The organism is Desulfocicer vacuolatum DSM 3385 (genome assembly GCF_900176365.1).
GTDB lineage: Bacteria > Desulfobacterota > Desulfobacteria > Desulfobacterales > Desulfobacteraceae > Desulfocicer > Desulfocicer vacuolatum.
Genome location: NZ_FWXY01000009.1, coordinates 26396 through 50434, shown reverse-complemented (window position 1 = coordinate 50434; position 24039 = coordinate 26396). Strand labels below are relative to the sequence as shown.

Sequence of the window (24039 nt, the reverse complement as noted above, 5' to 3'; positions counted from 1 at the left end):
ACCGGGATGCGCAATTTTTTTTATATAAAAAGGCAGCCTCCAAGGCAAGCTAAGGCAGAGCCCCCCCCCGACGGGCAATAGGAACCGGACAATTGAGCTGTCTACAGTTCCGGTCCGGGACCATTGCCCGTCGGGGGGCGGCGGTATAATACTATTTGGCTCCGCGTCTACGACTCTATATTTGTTGTGTCCGCCAGGAGATGCCCATTTATATGAAATACTGGGCTTGGTCATAACGTCGGCCATTTTGTGATAAAATTTTGGCGGTAAAAATTAATATTTGTAATTACAATCCCTTGTAGCTAATAAAATATTATCTCATGTATAGTAGCCCAGCTTATGATCAACCCCGAAATACTCCGTGAATCAGGGGCGTATTTCAAGCTTCGTTGTGAGCAGAACAAGATCTGCCCGTAGCAGTTATAGTAAAAACAGGGTCATTAATTAATTACCCAAAGAGGATGATATGGTCAAAAACGGATCTGGCAAGCTAACAAAAAAACATCCATTAGGTCTTAAAATAAATCCACCGATTTTCTGGATATCTTCAATTATTATCATAGGATCTATGATCATTGAAATAGTCTGCGATCAAACAATCGCCCATGTATTTTCATACCTTCGATTATGGGTATGTGAATACACCGGCTGGTTTTTTGTCCTTGTGGTCAATGTGATTCTCTTTTATATAATTTATCTCTTTTTTTCCAGATACGGCAAATTAAAACTCGGCGGCAGAGAAAGTAAGCCGGAGTTCAACTTTTTTGAATGGTTTTCCATGATTTTCTGTGCCGGTATTGGTATTGGTCTTGTATTTTTCGGCACGGCAGAACCCCTTTTTCATTACATCAACCCACCACCCATGGGCGTCACCGCCAAGTCAGTTGAAGCGGCAAACCTTGCCATGGCACTTACCTTTTTTCACTGGGGTTTACATGGATGGGCCCTGTATTGCCTTGTGGGACTGGGACTGGGTTTTTTTGCATTCAGCAAAAAACTGCCCCTGACCGTCAGCAGTGTTTTTTATCCCATTATCGGTAAAAAAATTTACGGTCCCATGGGAAAAGCCATTGATATTTTTGCATGCGTGGCCACTTTATTCGGCCTGGCAACCTCCCTTGCCATGGCTGTATCCCAGATCAATGGGGGGGTAAATTATATTCTGGGAACCCCCATCACCCCCACCGTGCAGATCGCACTGGTCATCATCATCACCGCCTGTGTCATCATCTCTGTCATCGGAGGCGTATATTCCGGGATAAAACGACTGAGCATCATCACCATTGTCCTGGCATTTTTTCTAATGGCATTCGTCTTTATTACAGGACCCACTGCATTCATTCTCAACGCCATCCCCCAGAATCTGGGCAACTATTTCAACCGATTCTGGGAAATATCTCTATTTACCGAGACCTTTGCCGGGAGCCATTGGCAAAATTCCTGGACCATCTTCTACTGGGCCTGGTGGATCACCTGGGCGCCCTTTGCCGGAATGTTCATTGCAAGGATCTCCAAAGGAAGAACCATCAAAGAATTCATTTTTGGTGTGCTCCTCGCCCCCACGCTACTGGCATTTTTGTGGTTTACGGTTTTCGGCACATCTGCACTCTACATGGAAATGTTCCTGGATGCAGGACTGTCCCGGGTGATGGACAAGGAAATCTCCACCGTTATTTTTACATTTTTTCAAAATCTTCGCCTTTCCGGCATCACTTCCATTACCGGAATTATCCTGGCAGCTCTATTTTTCATAACTTCGTCCAACTCGGCAACCCTGGTCCTGAGTATCATGACGGCAGGGGGCAAAACCAATCCACCCAATGCTCAGCGTATTTTCTGGGCATCCATCCAGGGATTGGTGGCCATCGCTCTGATGCTGCACGGAGGCCTGGAATGCCTTCAGTCCGCCACACTGGTTGCCGGCCTGCCCCTCACCGTCATACTGCTTGCAATGCTTTTCAGTCTGAAAAAAGGATTAAGAGAAGAGTATGGTCAACAACCCCTGGGCTAAAGCCCAGGTGCCTTCTTGCCGGTTTTCCATAACGGGCATCTCCCGGCGGACACAACAAATATAGGGTCGTAGACGCCGAGCCAAATGGTATCATTTGCCCCCCCCGATGGGCAATGGTCCCGGTCGGAACTGTAGACAGCTCAATTGGCCGGTTCCTATTACCCATCGGGGGGGCGGCTGAGGTTGCCTTGGAGGCTGCATTGTATATAACCGCCACGGGCGGACCGTATTTTGATTCGGTTCCGCCCACAACAAAGTTAGAAATACTCCCCGGGGTTGCGGAGTATTTCATATAAAAAAAATACAAAGATCAAAAATTAGAATCTAAATCAACCAGGTTGAGCTCTGGGCCGGCCGCTATTTTTTTATCCACCTGGGAACCTGGAACTTATAATTCTTATAGGGCTTTGCCGGTGGATCGGTGAAGATGGCAATCATTTCACCGTTTTGAACCTGGTAATGGGCGATGGGGACATCTCCGCCGGCTCTCATGACATGGTCTTCATCCCATTTCCACCATCCGGTTTCTCCTTTATAGCCCTTGGTGGCAATGTAATTACAGACCTCTTCATGTTTTTTCTCATCACCCACCGCCTCAACCGCAGTGACCCAAGCTTTAACCCCGCTGTAAGCGGCCCAGGATCCAGCCTGGGGCAGATGGGTCCAGATGCCTTTAAATTTATCCAGCCACGCCTGGGCTTCCGGGGTGGGGGCCTCCGGGGTGGGCATGGCAGTGGGAACTTCACCAATGAGACCGTCAGCCTCTTTACCCATGGTGTCCACAACTTCCCTTGGAACCAGAGAATACCCATAACTGAGAATAGAATTGGTGGGTTTTTTCATGAACTGACGGAAAAAAGTGATCACTTCCTGGGCAGACACAATCTCCACATGGATGATGGCCGGTTTTATTTTACGAATTTTTGTGAGTAAAGGTCCCCATTGATTGGTGCCATAGGGAACCAGCTCATGCATGGCAACCTTCCACCCTTTTTCTTTAAAATTCTTTTTAAGGGTATCCCCCACTTCGGTTCCCCAGGCATCATCCGCTGTAATAATAACGGCTTTTTTGTTGGGGTACTCATAGGGCAGCGCCATCAACACATTAAACATGCTCTGCCCCTGATTAATACCGGTATCTGTGAGCTGAAAGATATTATTGTATTGTTTTTTATCTTGTTTGTAGACATCCACAGCTGTCTGGGAACCGTCATCCGCAAAAAAGGGAGCCGTATATTTACCATAGGCCCGGACATCCTGTCCCCATCCGGCCCACCCGGCATGGACAGAGTCCACCTTGAGTTTACCGCATAGGTAATCTGCGCCCTGCATCACCCTTTCCGGGGCAAATTCCTGGGCATCAAACCGCACCGGTTCTATTTTTTTACCCAGGAGCCCACCGCCTTCATTAATTTCATCAATGGCCATTTTAATACCCTTCCAATAGTTGTCCCCGGTGTCAGTGTAGGGGCCTGTCATGGAAAGGGGAACGCCAACCTTAATGGTGTCACTGCCAAAGGCATTTCCATTTATAAGAAATGCGCACATGATAATCAACATGGCTGCTAACGTTTTTTTCATCTTACCTCCTTAAGTAATTGTTAAAAGTTGACTGGAGCGTACTGATATTTTTTAAGGCAGCGAATCTAAGGGAGTCAGTAATTTTCAATTTACCGTTGATTCGAAGTCTCATTTGCGAAAAATAATAACCAGAGCTTATTAAATGGTAAATTAATAAGCTCTGAGTCCCTAATGACTTAATCCCTGCTTTTTTTCAGAAAACATTTTTTCAAACAATCCAGTGATACCGTCAGGCAAAGCAAGAACCAGAACCACCACCAGCCCGCCAAGTATAATGGGGCGATAGGATCCCAGGGGTGAGAGCATTTCGTTGACGGCAATGGTGATAAAGGCCCCGATCACTGCGCCGGGAAATTTTCCCACACCGCCGATGACCAGGATAATCATGAGGGTGACAAACAGATCAATGCCCAGCATCCTTGTGGATAGCATTCCCACATAATGGGCGTAAAATCCACCGATCATGCCTGTTAAGAATGAGGTCAACGCAAAGACCATGAGCTTATATTTAAAAGCGCTGACCCCCAGGCAGGATGCAAATTCCTCGGCATCTTTCAATGCCAGAAAAGCGGTTCCCCAATGGGATTTAATGACCATGAGTATAATAACAGAACAGACAACCGCCACCAGAAATAACAAATAGAAATAGGGAATGGGATCAGAGCTTGTAAATGTATATCCAAATATATTCATGGGGGCAATGGTCAAGATCCCCCGGGCCCCCCCGGTTCCAAGTGCCCGTCCGATATCCCCTTTCAAAACCGGCTCTAAAATCATATGCACGGCAAAGGTGACAAGGGCAATGTATGCCCCTTTTAGCTTGAGGCAGGGAAGTCCCACCAGAACCCCCAGACCTGCGGTGAAAATACCTGCGATGAACACAGAAAAAACAGGCGGCACACCCAGCCGGGCCGAAATAATGGCTGAAGAATAGGAACCGATGACAAAAAAAGCCACCTGGCCAAAGGAAAAAATACCGGCAAATCCCATGATAAGATCCCAGCACGAGGCCACCACAGACCATATGAGACACATGATCAGAATATGCATAATAAAATTGGTGGACCCGAAAAACAATGGAAGGATTGCCACCACTCCCCAGATAATTGCCAAAAATACGGTGATACGTTTATGTTCCATTATAATTTTATCCCCATTTCCCCATAAGTCCCTGGGGCCTTACGGCCAGGGTTGTCAACAGGACTGCAAACAGTGCAATGAGCGTCCATGTCATTCCAAAATACCACCCCACAAAGGCTTCGAGCATGCCCACGATAAAGGCGGCGTAAAGCCCCCCTTTTATGCTGCCCATGCCGCCAAAAGCTGTAATTACCCACGCTTTGACCAAAATATCCCATCCCCCTGCGGGGGTAATAAAATATTTCTGGGCCAGCAAAATACCCCCCATGCCCACCATCACCGTGGAGATGGCAAAGGTGGCGGCAAATACAAATTCCTTGGGGATTCCCACAATCTGGGCACCGGCAGGATTCTGGGCCACGGCCCTGACGGACATGCCGGTGCGGGTATTGTTAAGAAACCATCTGAAAATAAGGATACCGCCAAGGGAGAAGATAAAAATCACCACATCCTGGTAGGAGAGGATAAATTCCCCCATCTCAAAGCTTCCTTCCAGTATGGAAGGCAATGATTTCATCCGGGCACCAAAAACCACCTGGTAGGAGTTATCCAGAAACAAAGCCAAGCCCAATGTGATCATCATCACCTTTACTTCCCAATCATCCCTTTTTCTCAGCGGAGCCACCAAAAGTTTTTCAATGAAAAAACCAAATATCAGGAGCACCGGAGCTGCCAGGCAGAACACAATGAGATAATTGTTAAAAAAGGAGATGCCAAAAAGCAAAAAGGCAATATAGCCGCCCATGCTGTAAAAAGAGCCATAGGCAAAATTAAACGCCTTGGACACCCCGTAAATCAAGGTGAGGCCCACGGCCATGAGGGCATACACAGACCCGTTGATCAGGCCGCTGATGATGACGTCTATTATTTCAATGAACATCTTTGTCACTCCTGTTACATGCCAAGAAAAATTTCTTTTAAATGATCATCGCCAAGGGCCTCTTCCCTGCTGCCCTCAAAGGAAATTTTACCCTCTTCCAGCACGTAAAGCTTATCGGCAAGCTCTGTGATCTGGGGAATATTCTGCTCCACCACCAGGACGGTCATGCCCTGGGTGTTGATCTCCTTAATGATGCGTGCCACCTCATCCCTGAGGTTGGGTTGAAGTCCCAGGGAGGGCTCGTCAATGGCCAGAAAATCGGCATTGGACATCAGTCCCCTGGCAATGGCCAGCATCCTTGCTTCACCGCCGCTCATGGTGGAGGCCAGCTGTTTCCGGCGATCTGCCAGGCGTGGAAACAGTGAGAACACCTTTTCCAGATTCTCTTTTTCATGGGGTCTGGCAGACTGGGAATAGGCTCCCAGTTTAAGATTTTCCATCACCGTCATCTCGGGAAAAAGTTCACGATTTTCTGCAATATAGGTGATGCCTTTGTTTACGAGTTTTTCTGCACCCAGACCGATGATCTCTTCGCCGCTCCAGGTAATGTTTCCTGTCACTTTTTCCACCAGACCGCAGATGGATTTTAAAACAGTGCTTTTACCATGACCGTTGGGGCCAAGCATCACCGCCACCTCGCCCTTCCCCACTTCCAGCGAAACATTTTTCAGCACATGAAAATCGTCATAATATGCATTTAAATCATGAATTTTAATCATGTCCCATCCCCCAGATAACATTCAATGACCCGTGGATCACCGGTGACCTCCACCGGGTCTCCGCAGCATATTTCCGTACCTGTTTCAATGATCAAAAGCTTTTCTGTCAGCTCCGTCAAAACCTTCATGAAATGTTCAATAATGATAATGGTGACACCAAGATCCCGGTTGATGCGTTGAATCAGTTCCATCAGTTGAATGATCTCCTTGGCATTGGAGCCAGCCATGGGTTCATCCAGCATCAACACTTCCGGTTTGGTGGCCAGGGCCGCGCCGATCATAATCATTTTTTTATCCAGAAGATTCAGCTGCCCCACCATGGCATGTCGCTTGTCATGGAGGTTGACGAATTCCAGAACCTTGTCCACATAATCTTGTTCAAAGCCCTCTCGGCTGCCAAAATGATTTCCCACACCAATGCTTTTTTCCACGCTCAGGCTGGGAAATATCTGGGGAATCTGGAACGTTCGCGAAATGCCCAGTTTCGCGATTTGATGGGGAGACAATCCAGCAATTTCTTTTCCATTAAAGGAGATAGCCCCCTCAAAGGGATAGAGACCGGAAATGAGGTTATACAGGGTGGATTTTCCAGCCCCATTGGGACCGGCAATCCCGAACACTTGCCCCTTGGAAACGGTAAAGCTCAGCGAATTGACGGCGGTCAGTTCACCAAATTTTTTGGTGACGTTCGTCAGTTTAAGCATGATGACTGTTCCTTCCTTCGTGTTGAAGTTGAATACAGTTTTCTATCACGTAGTATGTAATATGCGATTTATAGCCCAAAGCCCTATCACAGTGGTTTTTGAAAAGCAAGATAAAATTGTGGAGAAAAGACTTGCATATTACATAGTATGTGATATACAAAATTCATTCGACGCTGAAAAAGAGCTTGATCCCAACATCAGAACATTGTGGCCCGGTACAGACGTTGCTTTGCAGTCAACTTCCCCAACAATTTTTACTATTTCAAGCTGTTACCATAAGAAGCCATAACATCTGCCGGTCCACAGATGACCATGGATGGACGATGTTGCGACCAGACCCCTTAAAAGACAGCACCGCTTTAACCCATTGCAGTCAAAGGAGGCGGCCCATTAATTCATTTATTAGAACCAATTTTGATCTCTGCACAGGTTGCAATATCTGTCAGCTGGCTTGTTCCATGCGGTGGCATGGGGGGTACAATACCCGACGATCCCGGTTGCGGATTGAAAATAAAAAGGAAAATCTTTACCACAAGCCTGTGATATGCAACCAGTGCGCCAATGCGTATTGCATGAATGTCTGTCCGGCCAACGCCTATTCAAGGAACGATGAAGGGGTGGTTCTCATTGATGAAAATCGCTGTGTGGGGTGTGGATTGTGTGTGCAGTTTTGCCCCGAAGGCATGGTAAAACTGGACCCGGAAACAAAAAAAGCGGTGAAATGCGACACCTGCATGGGGGACCCTCTGTGCGTATCTGCCTGTCCCACCGGTGCCCTTGAATGGATCAATAAAGACAAAAACAAGAATAAAGCTTTATGTGAAAATCCCGGTAAAACTGAAAAATTTTCAAGCTTTACGGCTGATAAATCCGGGTGCGATACAGGCCCTGCCCGTGGCAGTTATATGAATAAGTTTCTCCTTGTGGATCTGACAACATTAACATCCCGGCAAATTCCTTTATCCCCCAAAATGAAACAACAATATATCGGAGGAAAGGGATTTGGAGCCAGACTTCTTTATGATCTCCTTGCACCGGGGACCGATCCATTGGGTCCAGACAATGTACTCATGGTCATGACCGGCCCCCTCACCGGTACCATGGCCCCTGCCATGCGGGGGTGCATTGTAACAAAATCACCGTTGACCCACACCTTTCTGGACAGTTACTTTGGGGGACATTTTGCCCCGGAAATTAAATATGCCGGTTATGACGGTATTATCATTCAAGGAAAATCAGACAAACCGGTTTATCTCTGGATTGATGATGACACCGTTGAAATACGGGATGCCCTTCATCTCCGGGGCAAAGATACCCTGACGGTTAACCATTCCATCAAAAAAGAGCTGGGAGACACTTCCGTGCGGGTGGCATCCATTGGTCCGGCCGGTGAAAATCTTGTGAACTACGCCCTCATCGGTTGCGAATATAATCGCCAGGCCGGAAGGGGCGGTGCCGGGGCGGTGATGGGGTCTAAAAATCTTAAGGCCATTGCGGTGCGGGGGTCGCAAATTGTGGGCCTTAACAACCCTGCCGCCTTTATTAAAGCGTGTGCTAAGGCCCAAACAGAACTGGATGCCAGTGCTGACATTGATGCCATGAAAGCCGGAGGCACCGCCGGTGCCGTTGACTATGCCAATGAAACCGGTTTACTTCCCCATAAAAATTACATGGGGGGAACCTTTGAAAAAAGCAATAAGCTGTCTGACATCGGCCAGGCCCGGCATCTGTGGCTGGGCAGTTCCGCCTGCATGGGGTGCCCCATCCGGTGCAGTAAAATGGGGGCTGTGAGAACCGGAAAATACAAGGGCATTATCACGGATATGCTGGAATATGAATCTGCAGCCCTCATGGGGGCCAATCTGGATATCAGTGATGTAAGGGCCGTGGCCCATCTGGTGAAATTGTGTGATCTTCTGGGCATTGACAGCATGTCCACAGGGGCTGTCATTGGCTTTGCCATGGAACTTGGCGAAAAAGGCGTGTTAAATTCCCCAGAGGGAGTGGAACTTAAATTTGGCAATATCCAGGCTGCAGAATATCTCATTAAAACCATTGCAAATCAAGACAGCGATCTGGGAAAGACCCTGTCGCTGGGTGTTAAAAAAGCGGCTGCAATCATTGGCAAGGATTCCAAAGACATCGCCGTTCACGTCAAGGGCATGGAAGCGCCGGCATGGGGTCCCAGGGGGGCTTCCGGAATGGGGCTTGCCATCATGACCGCCGATCGGGGGGCATGCCACCAGCGGGCCTTTCCCATCGCCTATGAGGTGGGGGGAGTGGAATGGAAGAAAAAACAGATGGGTCCCCTGGACATTGTGGGAAAAGCAGAATTGGTTTATTCCCTGCAAAATTATTCAGCAGGGCTGGACACCCTTGTAAAATGCGATTTTGGCAGCTTTGGTATCTCAAAAGAGACCTATGGGTTACTCCTTGAAGCAGCAACAGGTCAACGGGTGAAAAAGACCTTGTTTGACGAAACCGGAGAAAAAATCTGGAACCTCACCCGGCTTTTTAATTTAAGGGAGGGGCTTGACCCCGGCCAGGACCGGTTACCCAGAAGATTTGTGGCAGAAGCGTTACCCGACGGTCCCCACAAAGGCCATCGGATTTCCCGGGAAGATATGGATTATATGAAGCAGGACTATTATTCACAACGTGGATGGAGTAAAAAGGGGATTCCAATGGAATCAACCTTAAAACGTTTGGGAGTAGAGCACAATGAACCATATATTGAATAAAAAAGAAGCCAGAAGAATTGCCACCCGGGGAAAAATAATAGATGCGGCAACCCATCTTTTTGCCACATTGGGTTTTCATAAGACCACCATACAAGATATTGCCCAGCACATCGGCATGACCACCGGAGCCGTATTTCATCACTTTGGATCTAAAAAAGATATTCTGGATGCGGTGGTGGAAAACCTGGATCACAATTTTGAAGAATATATTGAATTTCTGGCCCGGGATCACCGGGATCGCCGGACCATGATCACAGGAATGGCTGATATATTTGTCAAACGATTTCATACAGATCCTGATATCATCATCAGCATGACCTCCCTGGCAGCTGAGTTCAGCAGCATCAGAGGACCGGTAATTCTAAAGGTTCAGGCGGTTTATGATCGGTTTGTGGACGCCTTTGAAGCGGCATTAAACAAATTTTCCCAGGAAAAAATAAACCGGGCCATTGCCATTGGATTCATCGCCGGACTCCAGGGTGTGGCAGTGCAGGCGTTGCTGCGGGAAGGAGAGATGAGTATTGAAGAGCTGGTACAGGGATTTCTCAGCATGAATGCCCTGGCAAAACCCGGAGAATAATGCCCATTAAAAACATGTTTAAACATCTTAACCCCACAAGATCACTTGTCAAAATCAGCGCCACCTATTGTGGGCCGGTGCTTCATTCAAATACAATATATGGTGCACCGGAAAATAGGTATTATTGCAAGATTAAAAAGCTTTAGATTAACCGGAAGTTTAGGGAGTCAGATCTTATTGATTTACCATTTACAAAACTCAGACCGCCATATTTTATGGGTAGCATATTAGATAAACGGTAAATTGAAAACTGCTGACTCCCTTATCAGCATGCAAAACGTGCCTGTTGCAACTTTTGGTTGGAAGGAAATCGCAGCAACTCCTTCCAACATATTTATAAACCAGGAATTTTCTACTTTTGTTATGGCCGGATTCTACAAAACAGATCTGTCCGTGGCAGTGACTCAAGGAGTGGGTGTGATGAAAAAAAATTATGATTTTATTATCATCGGGGGTGGATCAGCCGGGTGTGTACTTGCAAACAGGCTCAGCGCCAATCCGTCAAACAGGGTTCTGGTTCTTGAGGCAGGTCGACCGGACTATATATGGGATGTTTTTATTCACATGCCCGCCGGCCTTACGTTTCCCCTGGGTAATAAATTTTATGACTGGTGCTACGAATCAGAACCCGAACCCAACATGGAAAACCGTCGTGTCTTCCACGGCCGGGGCAAGGTTCTGGGGGGGTCTTCCAGCATCAACGGCATGATCTACATCCGGGGCAATGCCATGGACTATGAAAAGTGGAGCAAAGATCCCGGCATGGAAAACTGGGATTATGCCAATTGTCTTCCCTATTTTAAACGGGCTGAAAATCGTCTCATGGGGGCTGATGAGTACCATGGGGTGAACGGTCCCCTTCTTTTGGAAACCGGTCCCTGTACCAATCCCCTTTTTGGGGGATTCATGGCCGCAGCCAAGGAAGCAGGATACCCCCTCACCGATGATGTCAACGGATATCAACAGGAAGGATTTGGCAGATTTGACCGCAACATTTTCCGGGCCAGGCGTTTGAGTGCTGCCAGGGCCTATCTCCATCCGGTGTTAAAAAAGCGTCCAAACCTTGACGTAATCTGCCGGGCCTTTACCACAAAAATTATTTTCCAGGGAAAAAGAGCGGGGGGGGTTGAATACACAAAAGGAAAATCCAACACCGTGAAAAAAGCCTTTGCAGGGGAGGTGATCTGTTGCGGCGGCGCCATTAATTCCCCCCAGACTCTTCAGTTATCCGGGGTTGGAAATGCCGCTGAATTACAAGCACTTGGACTTGATGTGGTACATGATCTACCCGGCGTGGGAGAAAATCTCCAGGATCACCTGGAGGTCTATGTTCAATATGCATGCAAAAAACCGGTGAGCATGAACCCTGCCCTGGCCCTGTGGAAAAAGCCGTTTATCGGATTCCAGTGGCTGTTCCAGAGAAAGGGAGCTGCGGCCACCAATCATTTTGAAGCCGGTGGATTTATAAGGAGCAATGATGAGGTTGAGTACCCCAACCTGCAGTTTCATTTTCTTCCCCTGGCCATTCGGTATGATGGCAGTCAGCCCAGCCAGGAACATGGATATCAGGTTCATGTGGGTCCCATGAACTCCGATGCAAGGGGCTCTGTAAAAATCCAGTCCACCGATCCCGGAGTTCATCCAAAACTTCAGTTTAATTATCTTTCCACGGAACAGGATCGTCGGGAATGGGTGGAAGCCATCAGATGCGCCCGTAATATATTGAACCAGCCTGCCATGGCTGAATTCAACGCCGGAGAAACATCTCCAGGTCCCGGAGTGGAGACAGATCAGGAAATTCTGGACTGGGTTAAAAAAGACAGTGAAACGGCCCTGCATCCCTCCTGCACCTGTAAAATGGGCACTGATAACATGGCGGTTGTGGCCCCGGACAGCTTAAAAGTACATGGCGTGGAAGGCCTTCGGGTGGTGGATGCATCGGTGATGCCCTATGTGACAAACGGCAATATCTATGCCCCGGTGGTGATGATCGCAGAAAAGGCAGCGGATCTTATTCTGGGTAATGCCCTGGCTGCCCCCGGGACATCTGATTTTTATAAACACGAAAAAAAATAATTATACCGCCGCCCCCCGACGGGCAATGGTCCCGGACCGGAACTGTAGACAGCTCAATTGTCCGGTTCCTATTGCCCGTCGGGGGGGCGGCTCTGCTGAGGTTGCCTTGGAAGCTGCCTTTTCATATAACAGACATGGCTGTAACCACCAGCCACAACGAACAATGAAAAAGTAGTTGCTGCGAACACCCAGCACCTAATACCCAGTACCTGCTTTTTCATATAACGGCCATGATGCGCTGCATCACAACAAATAATGAAAGTCTATTATAAAAATATCCGAATGGTTCTACCGTTCTGTATATATCTGAAATTATGATATTTAAAATTACTTTCTTATAAAAAAAGCAGGCCAAAACAGATAGAAATGGGGTATTGACCCAATATTTACCTAATTTCGATTCATCCGATTCCAGATGGTATTCACCCGCTGCCATGTATTTAACAAATACGCAGACTCTGGTTGTTTAGGCCATGGCCGAGTATCCCATTCCGCTTTTTTCACCAATTCAACAACTTTGTCAACCGCCCCTTTTTCCTGGGCAAGAAATTTTTCCGTCATGATCAGATAATCCATTGACGCCTGAAAAGAATTTTCGATGTGCGCCACGGCATCTTCACCGGTGCACACCACATGATGGCCCAGGCACAAAATTTCAGCACCCAGTTTTTTAAGCACCTTCAAAGAGTCAATATACGCATCAAAATCAACAAGAAATTCAGACTGAAGATCTCCATTGGCCTCATACATGGCAACGGCTTCCGAGGCAACCAGGATCTTTTTTTCAGGAATCCAGTAACTCATAAAATCCCATGTATGCCCAGGCGTATTCAGGGCCACCACACTTAGTCCCGGTCCAAGCTCAATGGTCTGGTCCGGTTGAAGCAGGATATCCAGATTAAACGATTCAAAGCCATTATCGTTAATGGGCTCCAAACCTGATTCTTTAATAAGCCTTGCGCCTTCAAAGTTCAAATTTCGCATCAATTGAACCGCTTTGGTCTTTTGCAAAATTTCAGAACAATGCACAGCCCCACTGATTTTAAGATCCTGCCAGACATCCTTAAAATGACTCGCCGCCCCCACATGATCAAAGTGGGAATGGGTTAAAAACAGATATTCAGGCACGCGTTCTCCCAAGATCTGTTTTATCCCAGCTTCATATAAGAACGCCCCGGCAGTCAATCCAGCATCAAACAGAACAGGCACAGGCCCGTCTAAAAGGTAAACCGGTACCCCTGCAGACCCCACCGCGTAAAATCCATTACCAATTTCTCCAATTTCTTTAATAATCATCTGGATGATTACATACCATTTCAAAACACGAGTCAACAGGATATGATCATTATATGCTGTTTTTTATATGAAATACTCCCAAAATCAAGGGTGTGTTTCAAGCTTTGTTGTGGGCAGGGCCGGATCAAAACAAGGTCTGCCCATGGCAGTTTATATGAAACTCCACCCAAAGCATTGCAATGATTAGAGTTTCAAATTTCGTTGTGGGCAGGTCAAATCCCAATATGATCTGCCCATGGCAGTTATATGAAAAGGCAGCTTCCAAGGCAACCTCAGCAAAGCCGCCCCCCCGACGGGCAATAGGAACCGGACAATTGAGCTGTCTACAGTTCCGGGCCGGGACCATTGCCCCTCAGGGGCGGCGTGCTCATTGGTAATACAACTTAAAAGGACTCAACCTTATGCCACACAAAAAATTCTGTGCGATTATTATTTATCTTGTAATGCCGCGGCATTTTTCATGGCATCTTCGCCTTTTTTCCAAAGGTTTCCCTGCCATAACTCTTCAAGGCCTGTTTCGTCACACATACCCTTTGTCATGAGATAATCGTAATAAGAAGTGGGTTTGTGACCGGTGATATTATAAAAATCAGGACTGCAGCGGCAATAAAATCCATTTGAAAGGTATTCGAAAAATTCAGCCCGCGTACTGCCAAAATCACGTTCAAAATCGGACATGGATTGGGCACGGTATTCAATGTCCTTTTCCATGGCACGACCCAGATCCGCTGCAATTTCCGCCATGGACTGGGGTTCCGGTCCAGTAATATCATAAAATTTATCTGCGTGTTTTTCAGGTCCTTCAATTAATACTACGGCAGCAGCTTCTGCAATATCCCTTGTGGATACAAATGAATTTCGGGCATCACCCAAGGGATTTGTAAACCAACCCTCTTTTTCGATATTTTCACAATCTGTCTTGAGCAAATGGTTCATGAAAAAATTATTTCGCAATACCGTAACGTTGAGCCCTTCATCTATCAGCGCCTTTTCCCCCCACCAATAATGCTGCAGCATGAGCGGAATGGAAGCGCCTTTGCGTGATGCATGTTTTTCAGGATCATAAGATGCCGTATTTGTGTCCGCCCCCATGCAACTGATTCTAACAACATGGGTGATATGATCCTTATGCTTACCAAGTTCTTTACAAAAGGCAAGGTGACCTTCCAGCATGGGATCAAGGGATGCGGAATAGACAGCTGTGACACCCTCAAGAGCTGCCTGCCATGTATCGGGGTTATTTAAATCAAATTGCACAAACTCATCAGCACCGAGTTTCCCAAGAGATTCAGCTTTTCCTTCGGTGAAATAGCAGACACGTATGGTAAATTTATTGCTCTTGGCCAGGCGGGCCACCAGTTCTCTGCCGATGCGCCCTGTTGCAGAGGTGATGAGTACTACGGGTTTAGACATGATATAAACTCTCCTGCTTTTATATTTTTAATTAACTGCCATGGGCAGATCGTATTCTAATCCGGTTCTGCCCACAACAAAGCTTGAAATACGCCCCTGATTTGCGGAATACTTCATATAACGAGCATGTCCTCACGGACACAACAAATATTGAAAATGGTGTCATGCCGCCATTGAAAATGGTGTCATGCCGCCCCCCCGAGGGGTAATGGTCCCGGCCCGGAACTGTAGACAGCTCGATTGGCCGGTTCCTATTACCCCTCGGGGGGGGGCTCTTCTGAGGTTACCCGGAAGTTTTATTTTCTAATAAAAAAACAAAGAGGCAGTCCCGGGTTTTGCCGGAAAGCCTCCCCAATTTGACATTTACAAAATATAAAAAAGCCTCCCCAACCGTGAATCGCTCAAAGATCACAGAAAAGGAGACTTTCAATGAACCACAGAAAACTAAAGCATAAGACCGATGATTTCAAGTGTCTTAATAACTTCAATTTTAAAATACCGGTAAAAAACTATATAACCGCCACGGGCGGACCGTATTCTGATCCGGCTCTGCCCACAACAAAACTTGAAATGCATCCCCGGTTTGCGGAGTATTTCATATAAACTGCCACGGGCAGATCTTATTTTGATCTCGTTCTGCCCACAACGAAGCTTGAAATACGCCTTAAATTTTCGGAGTATTTCATATAAAAAAAACAACAACAAAAGGCATTCATAAAAACACAATGGACCCACCGGCAAAAGCATAATGATTTTATGAATAATATTAAGCGTTTGATGGAGATTATATAATAGTAAAAATACGCTAAAAATCATTGACCCCCTCTCCTTCTTTTGCTACTGACTGACAGGTCATACTGTTAATACCCTATGCTCATTAGTTTATGCTGTTAGAAAACCAAAGAAAAATCAGAGCTGTATGTGCATTATCCATGGAGTTTATATATCGTAGCGACTATTTTCGGATATCTCCGAAAACATAAGCAGGCCCGTTCCTGTAAAATCGACCAAAACGAATAAACAACTAAAACACCAAGGAGAGAAAATGAAAACAACTGAACTCATTTCACAGACAACGCAAAGCACTGAAAAACACCTGGTGGACATAACAAAAATAGATTCCAGACTTTTGGATGATTTAAAATTGCTGGCAAAAAATATATGGATTAAAAAATTTGAGCCAGGGGAACTTGCTGCCAATGTCATTGACAAAAGCATTGAGAAACTGGGTTATACCATTGATGATGACACCAGAATTGATATGTTTGGCAATGCCTTGCATGACGGAGATTTAAAAGTACTGAAGGATTGGATTGAGAACACCTTTGGACAATATGAACTTTACTTATTGGACTTGATTTTATGGCAGGAAATGAACGTTATAGACAAATAAAAATTCCCGCCACAGGATAGTTAAAGAATCAGGCCGGCTCCTTTTTTCTGGAGTCGGCTTTTTTTATGCCCCTCTGTGCCAATGTAAGTGAGACACCGATGACCATGCGCCGGTAAATTGCAACCATAGGATATTTGAAAACCGGCAATCCTAAAATTAAGATTTGACGATGCAGTAGGACAGATGGAATCTGTCACCTATTGTGGCATTCAGCACCCATGAAAAACAAAAAAATTCACAAACGTCATAGAAGCATAAACACCGGGGATCTGGTTTTATACAATGGCGTGCAATTTAAGAGGCTTTAGGGTGAATGACAGAAGCGTTATAAAGACCGGGATAATGGTAATGGCGGACAATGCCATCCCCACGCCATGGGCATCAGCCAGGGAGCCGAGCAGAGGTGTTACAACGCCTCCCACAGAAAAGGCGACCCCAAGGGTCATCCCTGATGATAACCCGACATGGTTGGGGATATATTTTTGTCCCATGACGACGGTTGGCCCATAGGTGAGTAAAAGTAATGCTCCGGCCAACGCCAACAATACGGTGGCAAAATACACATTATCTGTCAGAACGAACGCCGGAAGCGTGGGGACCAATAGTGTACAGCCCACAATAACAATAGTTTTATACCCAAAACGGTCTGCCAATCTCCCTCCAAGAAGATTTCCAAAAATCCCGGCCACAGAAAACAAGGTCAGTGCCATCCCCCCGGCAAGTTTGGTTTGTTGTAGAACCGTTGTCCAGTAAAGAGGAACAAAGGTAAGTAAAGCATAAAAAATAATTGATTTGCCGACGATGGTTAATGTCAGCCTGCTGAAGGCCCCCCAATCGTCTTCATGCTCTGCCATGGTTTGTACCGTTTTTGGTGATGTTTCAGGAGTTATTGATTGCCTGAGTTGCGTAAGGGAAACAAACGCGACAATAACAACCGGAACGATCATTATCATTGTTCCTTTCAAACCCCAATAAAGAACAGCGGCGGTCATTAGCAAAGGCCCCAGAGAAAAACCCATATTTCCGCCCACACCAAAAACACTCATGGCTGTTGCCTTTTTATTACCGCAGTATAAGTCAACATGCCGAGCGGCTTCCGGATGAAACGCGGCACTGCCCATACCACTCATGATAACGGCAAAAACAATCATGATATATCCTGGAGCAAGCCCGGTAAATGCCAAGCCGCCACCGGCCATGAGCATCCCGGCGGGAATTAACCAGCTTTTATTAAAACGATCTGCCAGGTGCCCCATCAGGGGTTGAATAATAGTTGAAGAGATGGTGAAGGCAAACATGATTCCCGCAGCGGCACTATACGTCAAATTGTGTTTGGCAATCAAAAACGGTAAAAGTGCGGGAAGGGCTCCCTGGTTCATATCGTTGGCCAGGTGACCCAATGATAACAAACTCAGCATGCGATGGTTCATGTGTGATACCTCTCATCAATTATTAGTAAAACACATTTACTATAGCAGTTTTTTTGTATATCTTGTTATCGCAATGAAGACCAATGATATCGAGGAAAAGACAATTTTTGAGCCAGATGATTTTCTTGAACGATTTATGGAAAAGCCGCAAAAAATGCTCGCCAAAGCATTTTATTATCCCAATGGCTTAAATTATCCATTTCATCACCACATTCCCATACAGTTTTTATACGCTTCACAGGGTGTGGTGAAAGTTACCACAGAGGCTGGCATCTGGGTGGTTCCGAACAATCGAGCCGTTTGGATTCCGTCCAACATCTTCCATAAAATTGAAGCAACCGGCGTTCTGGCAATGCGCAATATATATTTTAAACCCAATCATTTTTCTAAATTTCCTGATCAATGTTGCGTTGTCACCGTCACCCCCCTGCTAAAGGAACTTATTAAGCATGCCACGGAAATAACTCCCGATTATGTTGAAAACAGCCCTGAAGCCCGGGTAATGGACGTCATTGTGGATAACCTTAAAACATTGGATACGACGCCATTATTACTTCCCGCTCCCTGGGATAACCGCTTGCTGAAAATTACAAATAGTTTTGCTGAAAATCCTTCTGATAACCGTACTCTCGCAAGCTGGGGAAAGGTGGTGGGAGCATCGGAAAGAACGCTGGCCCGGCTTTTCGTAAAAGAAACAGGAATGACTTTTCGGCAATGGCGCCAGCAGGCAAAACTCATTGAAGCTTTGAGTCTGCTGGCCCAGGGGATGGCGGTTAAGGAAGTGGCTTTTGATGTGGGGTATGAAAGTGTAAGCGCCTTTATTTATATGTTCCGAAAATCGTTAGGCTGTACCCCGGGACAATTTTTTAATTCATGACCCTGCTGTCTGGAAAGCCCCATGGCAGTATAACTGAAGTAATAGGGTATTTGTGAACACTTTCCTAAGAGAGGGCTACGAACGTTAATAACCCACATGGAGGTGTTAAATGAAAAACGCTTTAGACGAGCCCAAGATGGGATGCCTGCTCCCATAGCAGCCTTGCCAGCCTCACGGTTGCCTGGTCAACCATTTTACCCTCAATGGCAATGGCTCCCCTTCCAGAAATTTCTGCGATGTCCACCGCCTCAATGATTGCCCTTGCCCTGGCGATTTCCTGTTCTGAAGGGGTAAATACCTGGTTTACCGTATCAATCTGGGCCGGATGGATAACCCACTTGCCGTCACACCCCATGGCATGGGCCATGGCAGCGGACTGCCGGAGACCTTCCAGATTTTTAAAATCCCCATAGGTGGCGTCAATTGCCAGAAGGTTGTTGGCCTTTGCCGCAGCAACCATTTTGCTGATGGGATAATGCCACCGGTGCCCGGGATAGTGTTCATCGTCGCTTTCGCCGTGTCCTGAAACAGACGTCAGCCCTACGCCGATTGAAGCTGAATAATCGGCAATACCAAAAACAAGACTGTGAAGTCGTCGGCCTCCACCAGCTATGGATGATACGGCCTCAAGGCCCTGGGCCGTTTCAATGGAAGCTTGGATGCGGATATCTTGAGTCATGTTTTTTTCCATTTGGATACCGTCCAGCAGACAGGAAAAAAAGTGGATCTCTTTCAGACAGTTGACTTTTGGAATCACAAGGACATCTATGCGCTGTCCGGCTGCTTCAACCACATGAATCACATCCTTGTAGGCAAACCGGGTATCGCATGCGTTTACCCGGACCGCCACCGTCTTTCTGCCCCAGTCCATATCGGCAAGGGATTTGATCACCGTTGTACGGGCTTTGACTTTTTTGTCCGGTGGAACGCTGTCTTCGAGATCGAGCATCACAACATCTGCATCGCTATGGGCAGCCTTGCCATGCATTGCCTCAATATGTCCTGGAACGGAAAGCATTGATCTGAACGGTTTCATTGTTTTTCCCCATAAACTACCATAATCGTTTTAGATATGTGACAGACCGTCTATTTTAGATTCATCCGGTTTCTGGATAATATAACTTAATCGGAATCCTGAATTTAGAGTTCTAAATCCTTTTATTATAGCGAATAACGAGTCTCTATTCAACTTATCGCAAACGTATTTTTCGTTCGGTTGATTAGTGTGTATGAATTTTTTTCCTTGCTATGTTAGAGATAATCCTGCTTTGATAATAATGAATATTCCCAAAACAAATATTGAAATAAAAAAAATTTTTCTAAATTTTGTTTCTGAAAGGGATTTCCTTATCTTCTGTCCAAGTATCATTCCAATAATTGCAGGCACAACTGCAAATGATGAAATAGTCGCAAGCTCTGGATTTAATAGACTGCTTTTTTGAAGCGCAAACGCAAGCCCGATTGTTGACAGGGAAAACAACATACCCATTGCTTGAACAAGCATGTCACGCGGGAGACCAATTGCCTGTAAGAACAATACACCTGGCACGACGAAAGATCCGGTCATACCGGTGAGAATTCCGTTTATTGTTCCCAGAATTGGGCCACTCCATTTCTCATGTTGTGGCGATATTGTAAGACGAAACCCAAAAACATTGAGGGAAGAATAGGCAATCAGCAATACGCCGAGTAAAATTGAAAGGTATAGCGGATTGATTGTATTCAAGGCGGTTGCACCAATACCAATTGTTACTGTTGCTATGCACAGAAAAGGCCAAATTCGTTTAAGTATAAATTTGCCATTTCCACCAATAACTGCTTGCCAAACATTAGTAACAAAAGAGGGGATCAACAATAGCGCCATTGCGGTGGTCAAATCTAAGGTAGCGGTTAGCAAGCCCAAACTTACTGTTGGAAGTCCGAGCCCAATCACACCTTTCACACTACCAGCTATTAAAAACGTTGCACCAATCGTAATCAATGTAATTAATTCAAACATCAGAACCTCTTTTCAATTGTTTATTAACCTGGAAAATTTAAAAAACAAAATTATTGTGGGGGGACATACCCCAGTGGTCTCGTATCCTTTTAGCAAAGCGATGGTATTCCATTGGGTAGCTTCAAAAATGTTTTTAACCAGTCATATTTGGATTCGCCATATTGTGCAATTTCATTCCATTTATTTGCCCCGCAAATAACAACGCATAGTGTAATTTCAAATATGTCTATCAACAGGTGTCGTTTCTGTCTCTCCAGTCAAGGGCCATTTCTCTTTGCAAGCTCTTACAACAGCGAACTACCAGACTCAATCATTATTTAACTCCTTTAGAATAAATTTACAGCAAAGAAGTTCAAATAACAAAAATTCTCAATATTGAAAACTCCCATTTACCCAAGCGAATTGCATGAAGTTCTATTTGTTTCATTTTAACGGAAAAACATCGAACTGATTATGAACGATTTGGAGCCAAATATTGAAAATTATCCTTTTGACAAAAAAAATCATAAATATTTTGAAGTCAGTTTTTATAAAATGATATTTGAATTCGGGGAAAATATTTTCACAATCCTTGCCCATTGACTCATCGCGTACCGTTGCCATGCTGGAAAAAATGAGGAAACAGGTTGAGGTAAAAGCATCCCTGGCTTAAGCTTATGGGAATATCGCTGTCCAGCCAACCTGAACAATGAGATAGCACCTTGCGGACAAAAAAGCCAGGTGTCACAAACACACTACAACCTCAACCGGCCCCTATCTACCTGACAATTGAAGTAATGACCGGCTCAAATATTTTGCTGATTCTATTCATCCGGCCCAAAACAGTCACAAAAGCTATCCCGACAAATAGTCCAACAAAAGTACATCCTATAGTCGAGATATTTTCAGGTACTCCGAATGTTTCTGAGACATATATTCCTGTAAATGCACCCAATAATAAAGTAAAAACTGGCAGCAGATAAAACATCCCTGCCGCTGTATACAATTTCCCAGCAGATATGTGAACTTTAACAATATCACCGACTTGGGCTCCAATAGGATTGGCCACCCTGCCTACTACTTTTGGGCTTAACAGGCAGCCATAACACACAATTTTATTATGATAACACTCTCCGCAAACAGTTTTTCGATCTGTCACCACCTGGGCATATCCACCAGGTCCAGTTTCCTTGACGGTTCCAATTCGATAGCTCATAGGGAACACCTCCCTTTTTATTCCGAAAAGATATGAGGCAAAAACATGAAACCCGCAATGGAACAAACCCGAGCTTGACATTGTTTTTGAGCCCTTTTTAGAATTTAAGCATTATTATGAAAATGAAAATGGGCTCGGCTCGAAATCAAACTGGAGATAAAGCCTCATACTGATTTGAAAACTATCATTTCATTGACTTTTACCTGCCTAAGAATCAAGAATTAACTTCATTATCTTTGCGTCAATATTTCCACCGCTTAAAATAATCCCCGTTTTCTTTCCAGGAGTTATTTTTCTACTTAATACAGCAGCCACTCCAAGGGCACCGGAGGGATCAGGATCAAGTTGGAAATCCGGGAAGAGGAAATGTTAATCATCTCTTCCCTTGGATATCAGAAAAATTAAACGCAAGGATTGTCTCGTCCCTGGGAAAAATTTTTTCTGGGAGTGGGTAACAAGCGGTGACGTCCATTCCAGTATTGGGATAAGAGTTCATGAACAGCATGTGGTTCTGAATTACACCCACCGGAAGGAGCCAGTGGAGCAGAAGATCCCCTTTGACTGGACTCCATGCAACTATGGTGGAAAACGGGTGTGGTGGCGGTGTCCTCATTGTGGCTGTCGGTGTGCCATGGTCTACAGTGCCGGGAAATACTTTTTTTGCCGGGTTTGCCAAGGTCAGGTTTATGCTTCTACCTGTGAGACATCCAGGGACCGAAAGTTCAGGAAGGCGGGAGAAGTCCGCCGCAAAATAGGGGCCAAGCAGGGATCATTGAACCGATTGCCTATTTTTAAACCCAAAGGGATGCACCAAAAGACCTGGGACAGGATCAGGTGGGAGATTCAAGAACTGGAGCACCAAGGATGGGTGGAAATGGGCCGCATGATGGGTATGGATGTTTAAGCCGAGCCTGGAGGCTTATTCGGGCTGGGGGATAGATAGGCCATGGTCTTATTTGCGCAAGGTTGCGAACCCATAGAAAGCCCGCCAATAAAGGTTCGCAGGTTGCGCGGGTTATGCTGACGATCGGCGGAGACACCTTGTTTTTTGGAACTGGTTCGCAGTACAAACCTATCCAAACAATAATTTAGTCCGCACTGTGGACAAGATTCCCCGGGGTGGATGAGGTGGTGGTCCTGCATCAAATGACCACAAAGGGTGCTCCTTGAGGTTATGGACACGGAGCCCATGAGGTGTTAACAAATGTTAACGTTCGGGGATGCTTGAAAGCGCATCCACTCGGCACCATGTGGATGCGGATGAGCTGTTCAAGCAACAGAGACGGTGTAATCAAGATCCTCCTGTCTCAACATGTCTTGAAAAGAAAGCTTGATCCAATAGCTTTCAGGTTCACCAATTAACCTGGCAATCTTGGCTGCCCGTCTGGGAGACGGTATCCTACGACCTTTTTCAATATCACATAGGCTTTGCGGGGAGATCCCCAGTTGTCCGGCAAAGGCCTTCATGGTCAACTCTTCACACTTTCTGTGAGATTCCAGGGCGTTTCCAAAGGTAACCGGGCCAAAGTCTCTTTCCATCTCTTTTGTTCCGTAATTTTCAGTAGTCATGTTTGTTCACCTCAATAACTTCAATGATAATCATGTCATTGTGTTCAACATAAAAAGCCCTGTACGCCTTTGATAGCCGGATCGACCGTTGTCCGGTCCTGTCCCCTTTCAATGGCTCGTCGTGGTACCCGGGTTGTTTCCGGATTGCTTCAATTCCCAGGGTTTCTACCTGTTCAGACCATCTTTGCAATTTTCTTGCAACATGGATGGGGAGTCTTTTGATTTGCTTTTGGGCTTTTTTATTTGTTATCACCTGGTTCATGGTTTATTTGTATGTCAAATTGACATACAAATCAAGAAAAAAAACCTTGCACATACCCCCAGCTCGGTTCATCCAAACTCCACGAAATCACAGATCCTGTGAAAATCTGTAATTGGCGGTTTCATGTTTTTTTTGCTGGGCTCATGAGTTCAAGTCCCGGTTTCCCCCCATCC

General features: G+C 45.8%; 21 protein-coding genes. 7 read left to right on the top strand and 14 right to left on the bottom strand.

The window, feature by feature from the left end; all coding sequences use genetic code 11:
• Window positions 1-466: 466 nt before the first annotated feature.
• Window positions 467-2011 (top strand): BCCT family transporter, encoded by a 1545-nt coding sequence (locus tag B9A32_RS09695; RefSeq protein ID WP_084068844.1) that lies wholly within the window; start codon window positions 467-469, stop codon window positions 2009-2011.
• Window positions 2012-2368: 357 nt separating this feature from the next.
• Here the strand turns inward: B9A32_RS09695 and B9A32_RS09690 are convergent, their stop codons facing one another.
• The 5 genes from B9A32_RS09690 to B9A32_RS09670 form a co-directional block, all read right to left on the bottom strand.
• Window positions 2369-3592: an ABC transporter substrate-binding protein gene (locus B9A32_RS09690; protein ID WP_084068843.1), complete on the bottom strand. Its 1224-nt coding sequence runs from the start codon at window positions 3590-3592 to the stop codon at window positions 2369-2371.
• Window positions 3593-3760: 168 nt separating this feature from the next.
• A complete protein-coding gene (locus tag B9A32_RS09685) occupies window positions 3761-4732 on the bottom strand; it encodes a branched-chain amino acid ABC transporter permease (protein WP_084068842.1) in 972 nt (323 codons plus the stop codon).
• Window positions 4733-4739: 7 nt separating this feature from the next.
• Window positions 4740-5612 carry a branched-chain amino acid ABC transporter permease gene (locus B9A32_RS09680; protein ID WP_084068841.1) on the bottom strand — a complete coding sequence of 291 codons (873 nt, stop codon included), beginning with the start codon at window positions 5610-5612 and terminating at the stop codon, window positions 4740-4742.
• 14 nt (window positions 5613-5626) lie between these two features.
• On the bottom strand, window positions 5627-6331 hold the full coding sequence (locus B9A32_RS09675; RefSeq protein WP_084068840.1) for an ABC transporter ATP-binding protein: 705 nt from the start codon (window positions 6329-6331) through the stop codon (window positions 5627-5629).
• Complete coding sequence (locus B9A32_RS09670) at window positions 6328-7035, bottom strand: ABC transporter ATP-binding protein (RefSeq protein WP_084068838.1); 708 nt, start codon at window positions 7033-7035, stop codon at window positions 6328-6330. Before B9A32_RS09670 ends, B9A32_RS09675 begins: the two co-directional genes overlap by 4 nt.
• Before the next feature lie 323 nt (window positions 7036-7358).
• On the opposite strand from B9A32_RS09670, the gene B9A32_RS09665 reads away from it, so the two are divergent.
• The 3 genes from B9A32_RS09665 (at window position 7359) to betA (ending at window position 12432) form a co-directional block, all read left to right on the top strand.
• Window positions 7359-9776 carry an aldehyde ferredoxin oxidoreductase C-terminal domain-containing protein gene (locus B9A32_RS09665; protein ID WP_084068836.1) on the top strand — a complete coding sequence of 806 codons (2418 nt, stop codon included), beginning with the start codon at window positions 7359-7361 and terminating at the stop codon, window positions 9774-9776.
• Window positions 9757-10356, top strand: coding sequence for a TetR/AcrR family transcriptional regulator (locus tag B9A32_RS09660; protein WP_084068834.1), 600 nt, complete (start codon window positions 9757-9759; stop codon window positions 10354-10356). The genes B9A32_RS09665 and B9A32_RS09660 overlap by 20 nt, the downstream gene beginning before the upstream one ends.
• A 420-nt stretch (window positions 10357-10776) precedes the next feature.
• A complete protein-coding gene (gene betA, locus B9A32_RS09655; protein WP_084069117.1) occupies window positions 10777-12432 on the top strand; it encodes a choline dehydrogenase in 1656 nt (551 codons plus the stop codon).
• A gap of 390 nt (window positions 12433-12822) precedes the next feature.
• Here betA and B9A32_RS09650 read toward each other — a convergent pair whose 3' ends face one another.
• The gene (locus tag B9A32_RS09650) at window positions 12823-13752 is read right to left on the bottom strand and encodes an MBL fold metallo-hydrolase (RefSeq protein ID WP_212637884.1); all 930 of its coding nucleotides are present in this window, start codon (window positions 13750-13752) and stop codon (window positions 12823-12825) included.
• Window positions 13753-14157: 405 nt separating this feature from the next.
• Complete coding sequence (locus B9A32_RS09640; RefSeq protein WP_084068827.1) at window positions 14158-15141, bottom strand: NAD(P)H-binding protein; 984 nt, start codon at window positions 15139-15141, stop codon at window positions 14158-14160.
• A 1045-nt stretch (window positions 15142-16186) separates the two neighbouring features.
• On the opposite strand from B9A32_RS09640, the gene B9A32_RS09635 reads away from it, so the two are divergent.
• A complete protein-coding gene (locus B9A32_RS09635; RefSeq protein WP_084068825.1) occupies window positions 16187-16534 on the top strand; it encodes a hypothetical protein in 348 nt (115 codons plus the stop codon).
• A 275-nt stretch (window positions 16535-16809) separates the two neighbouring features.
• Here the strand turns inward: B9A32_RS09635 and B9A32_RS09630 are convergent, their stop codons facing one another.
• Complete coding sequence (locus B9A32_RS09630; protein ID WP_084068823.1) at window positions 16810-17964, bottom strand: MFS transporter; 1155 nt, start codon at window positions 17962-17964, stop codon at window positions 16810-16812.
• 154 nt (window positions 17965-18118) lie between these two features.
• Between B9A32_RS09630 and B9A32_RS09625 the strand changes: the two genes are divergently transcribed.
• On the top strand, window positions 18119-18841 hold the full coding sequence (locus B9A32_RS09625; RefSeq protein ID WP_170923782.1) for an AraC family transcriptional regulator: 723 nt from the start codon (window positions 18119-18121) through the stop codon (window positions 18839-18841).
• A 121-nt stretch (window positions 18842-18962) separates the two neighbouring features.
• On the opposite strand, the gene B9A32_RS09620 is transcribed toward B9A32_RS09625, so the two are convergent.
• From B9A32_RS09620 to B9A32_RS09605, 4 genes are all read right to left on the bottom strand, one after another.
• Window positions 18963-19877 (bottom strand): HpcH/HpaI aldolase/citrate lyase family protein, encoded by a 915-nt coding sequence (locus tag B9A32_RS09620; RefSeq protein ID WP_084068819.1) that lies wholly within the window; start codon window positions 19875-19877, stop codon window positions 18963-18965.
• Between the two features lie 210 nt (window positions 19878-20087).
• Window positions 20088-20840: a sulfite exporter TauE/SafE family protein gene (locus B9A32_RS09615; RefSeq protein WP_084068817.1), complete on the bottom strand. Its 753-nt coding sequence runs from the start codon at window positions 20838-20840 to the stop codon at window positions 20088-20090.
• Window positions 20841-20929: 89 nt separating this feature from the next.
• Window positions 20930-21097: a transposase family protein gene (locus tag B9A32_RS09610; protein ID WP_084068815.1), complete on the bottom strand. Its 168-nt coding sequence runs from the start codon at window positions 21095-21097 to the stop codon at window positions 20930-20932.
• 500 nt (window positions 21098-21597) lie between these two features.
• Window positions 21598-22035 carry a SoxR reducing system RseC family protein gene (locus B9A32_RS09605; protein WP_170923781.1) on the bottom strand — a complete coding sequence of 146 codons (438 nt, stop codon included), beginning with the start codon at window positions 22033-22035 and terminating at the stop codon, window positions 21598-21600.
• 385 nt (window positions 22036-22420) lie between these two features.
• Between B9A32_RS09605 and B9A32_RS21675 the strand changes: the two genes are divergently transcribed.
• Window positions 22421-22939 (top strand): hypothetical protein, encoded by a 519-nt coding sequence (locus tag B9A32_RS21675; protein ID WP_084068809.1) that lies wholly within the window; start codon window positions 22421-22423, stop codon window positions 22937-22939.
• 365 nt (window positions 22940-23304) lie between these two features.
• Here the strand turns inward: B9A32_RS21675 and B9A32_RS09595 are convergent, their stop codons facing one another.
• On the bottom strand, window positions 23305-23604 hold the full coding sequence (locus B9A32_RS09595) for a helix-turn-helix transcriptional regulator (protein WP_084068807.1): 300 nt from the start codon (window positions 23602-23604) through the stop codon (window positions 23305-23307).
• The gene (locus tag B9A32_RS09590; RefSeq protein WP_084068805.1) at window positions 23594-23866 is read right to left on the bottom strand and encodes a type II toxin-antitoxin system RelE family toxin; all 273 of its coding nucleotides are present in this window, start codon (window positions 23864-23866) and stop codon (window positions 23594-23596) included. The genes B9A32_RS09595 and B9A32_RS09590 overlap by 11 nt, the downstream gene beginning before the upstream one ends.
• Between the last annotated feature and the right edge of the window lie 173 nt (window positions 23867-24039).

Excerpts from the sequence above, each read along its gene's own strand:
- B9A32_RS09675 (WP_084068840.1), bottom strand. The coding sequence starts at position 6,331 with ATGATTAAAATTCATGATTTAAATGCATATTATGACGATTTTCATGTG.
- B9A32_RS09635 (WP_084068825.1), top strand. The coding sequence starts at position 16,187 with ATGAAAACAACTGAACTCATTTCACAGACAACGCAAAGCACTGAAAAA.
- B9A32_RS09670 (WP_084068838.1), bottom strand. The coding sequence starts at position 7,035 with ATGCTTAAACTGACGAACGTCACCAAAAAATTTGGTGAACTGACCGCC.
- B9A32_RS09680 (WP_084068841.1), bottom strand. The coding sequence starts at position 5,612 with ATGTTCATTGAAATAATAGACGTCATCATCAGCGGCCTGATCAACGGG.
- B9A32_RS09685 (WP_084068842.1), bottom strand. The coding sequence starts at position 4,732 with ATGGAACATAAACGTATCACCGTATTTTTGGCAATTATCTGGGGAGTG.
- B9A32_RS09690 (WP_084068843.1), bottom strand. The coding sequence starts at position 3,592 with ATGAAAAAAACGTTAGCAGCCATGTTGATTATCATGTGCGCATTTCTT.
- B9A32_RS09665 (WP_084068836.1), top strand. The coding sequence starts at position 7,359 with ATGTTGCGACCAGACCCCTTAAAAGACAGCACCGCTTTAACCCATTGC.
- B9A32_RS09615 (WP_084068817.1), bottom strand. The coding sequence starts at position 20,840 with ATGTTTGAATTAATTACATTGATTACGATTGGTGCAACGTTTTTAATA.
- B9A32_RS09595 (WP_084068807.1), bottom strand. The coding sequence starts at position 23,604 with ATGACTACTGAAAATTACGGAACAAAAGAGATGGAAAGAGACTTTGGC.
- B9A32_RS09625 (WP_170923782.1), top strand. The coding sequence starts at position 18,119 with ATGCTCGCCAAAGCATTTTATTATCCCAATGGCTTAAATTATCCATTT.
- B9A32_RS09590 (WP_084068805.1), bottom strand. The coding sequence starts at position 23,866 with ATGAACCAGGTGATAACAAATAAAAAAGCCCAAAAGCAAATCAAAAGA.
- B9A32_RS09630 (WP_084068823.1), bottom strand. The coding sequence starts at position 17,964 with ATGAACCATCGCATGCTGAGTTTGTTATCATTGGGTCACCTGGCCAAC.
- B9A32_RS09620 (WP_084068819.1), bottom strand. The coding sequence starts at position 19,877 with ATGAAACCGTTCAGATCAATGCTTTCCGTTCCAGGACATATTGAGGCA.
- B9A32_RS09640 (WP_084068827.1), bottom strand. The coding sequence starts at position 15,141 with ATGTCTAAACCCGTAGTACTCATCACCTCTGCAACAGGGCGCATCGGC.
- betA (WP_084069117.1), top strand. The coding sequence starts at position 10,777 with ATGAAAAAAAATTATGATTTTATTATCATCGGGGGTGGATCAGCCGGG.
- B9A32_RS09605 (WP_170923781.1), bottom strand. The coding sequence starts at position 22,035 with ATGAGCTATCGAATTGGAACCGTCAAGGAAACTGGACCTGGTGGATAT.
- B9A32_RS09695 (WP_084068844.1), top strand. The coding sequence starts at position 467 with ATGGTCAAAAACGGATCTGGCAAGCTAACAAAAAAACATCCATTAGGT.
- B9A32_RS09660 (WP_084068834.1), top strand. The coding sequence starts at position 9,757 with ATGAACCATATATTGAATAAAAAAGAAGCCAGAAGAATTGCCACCCGG.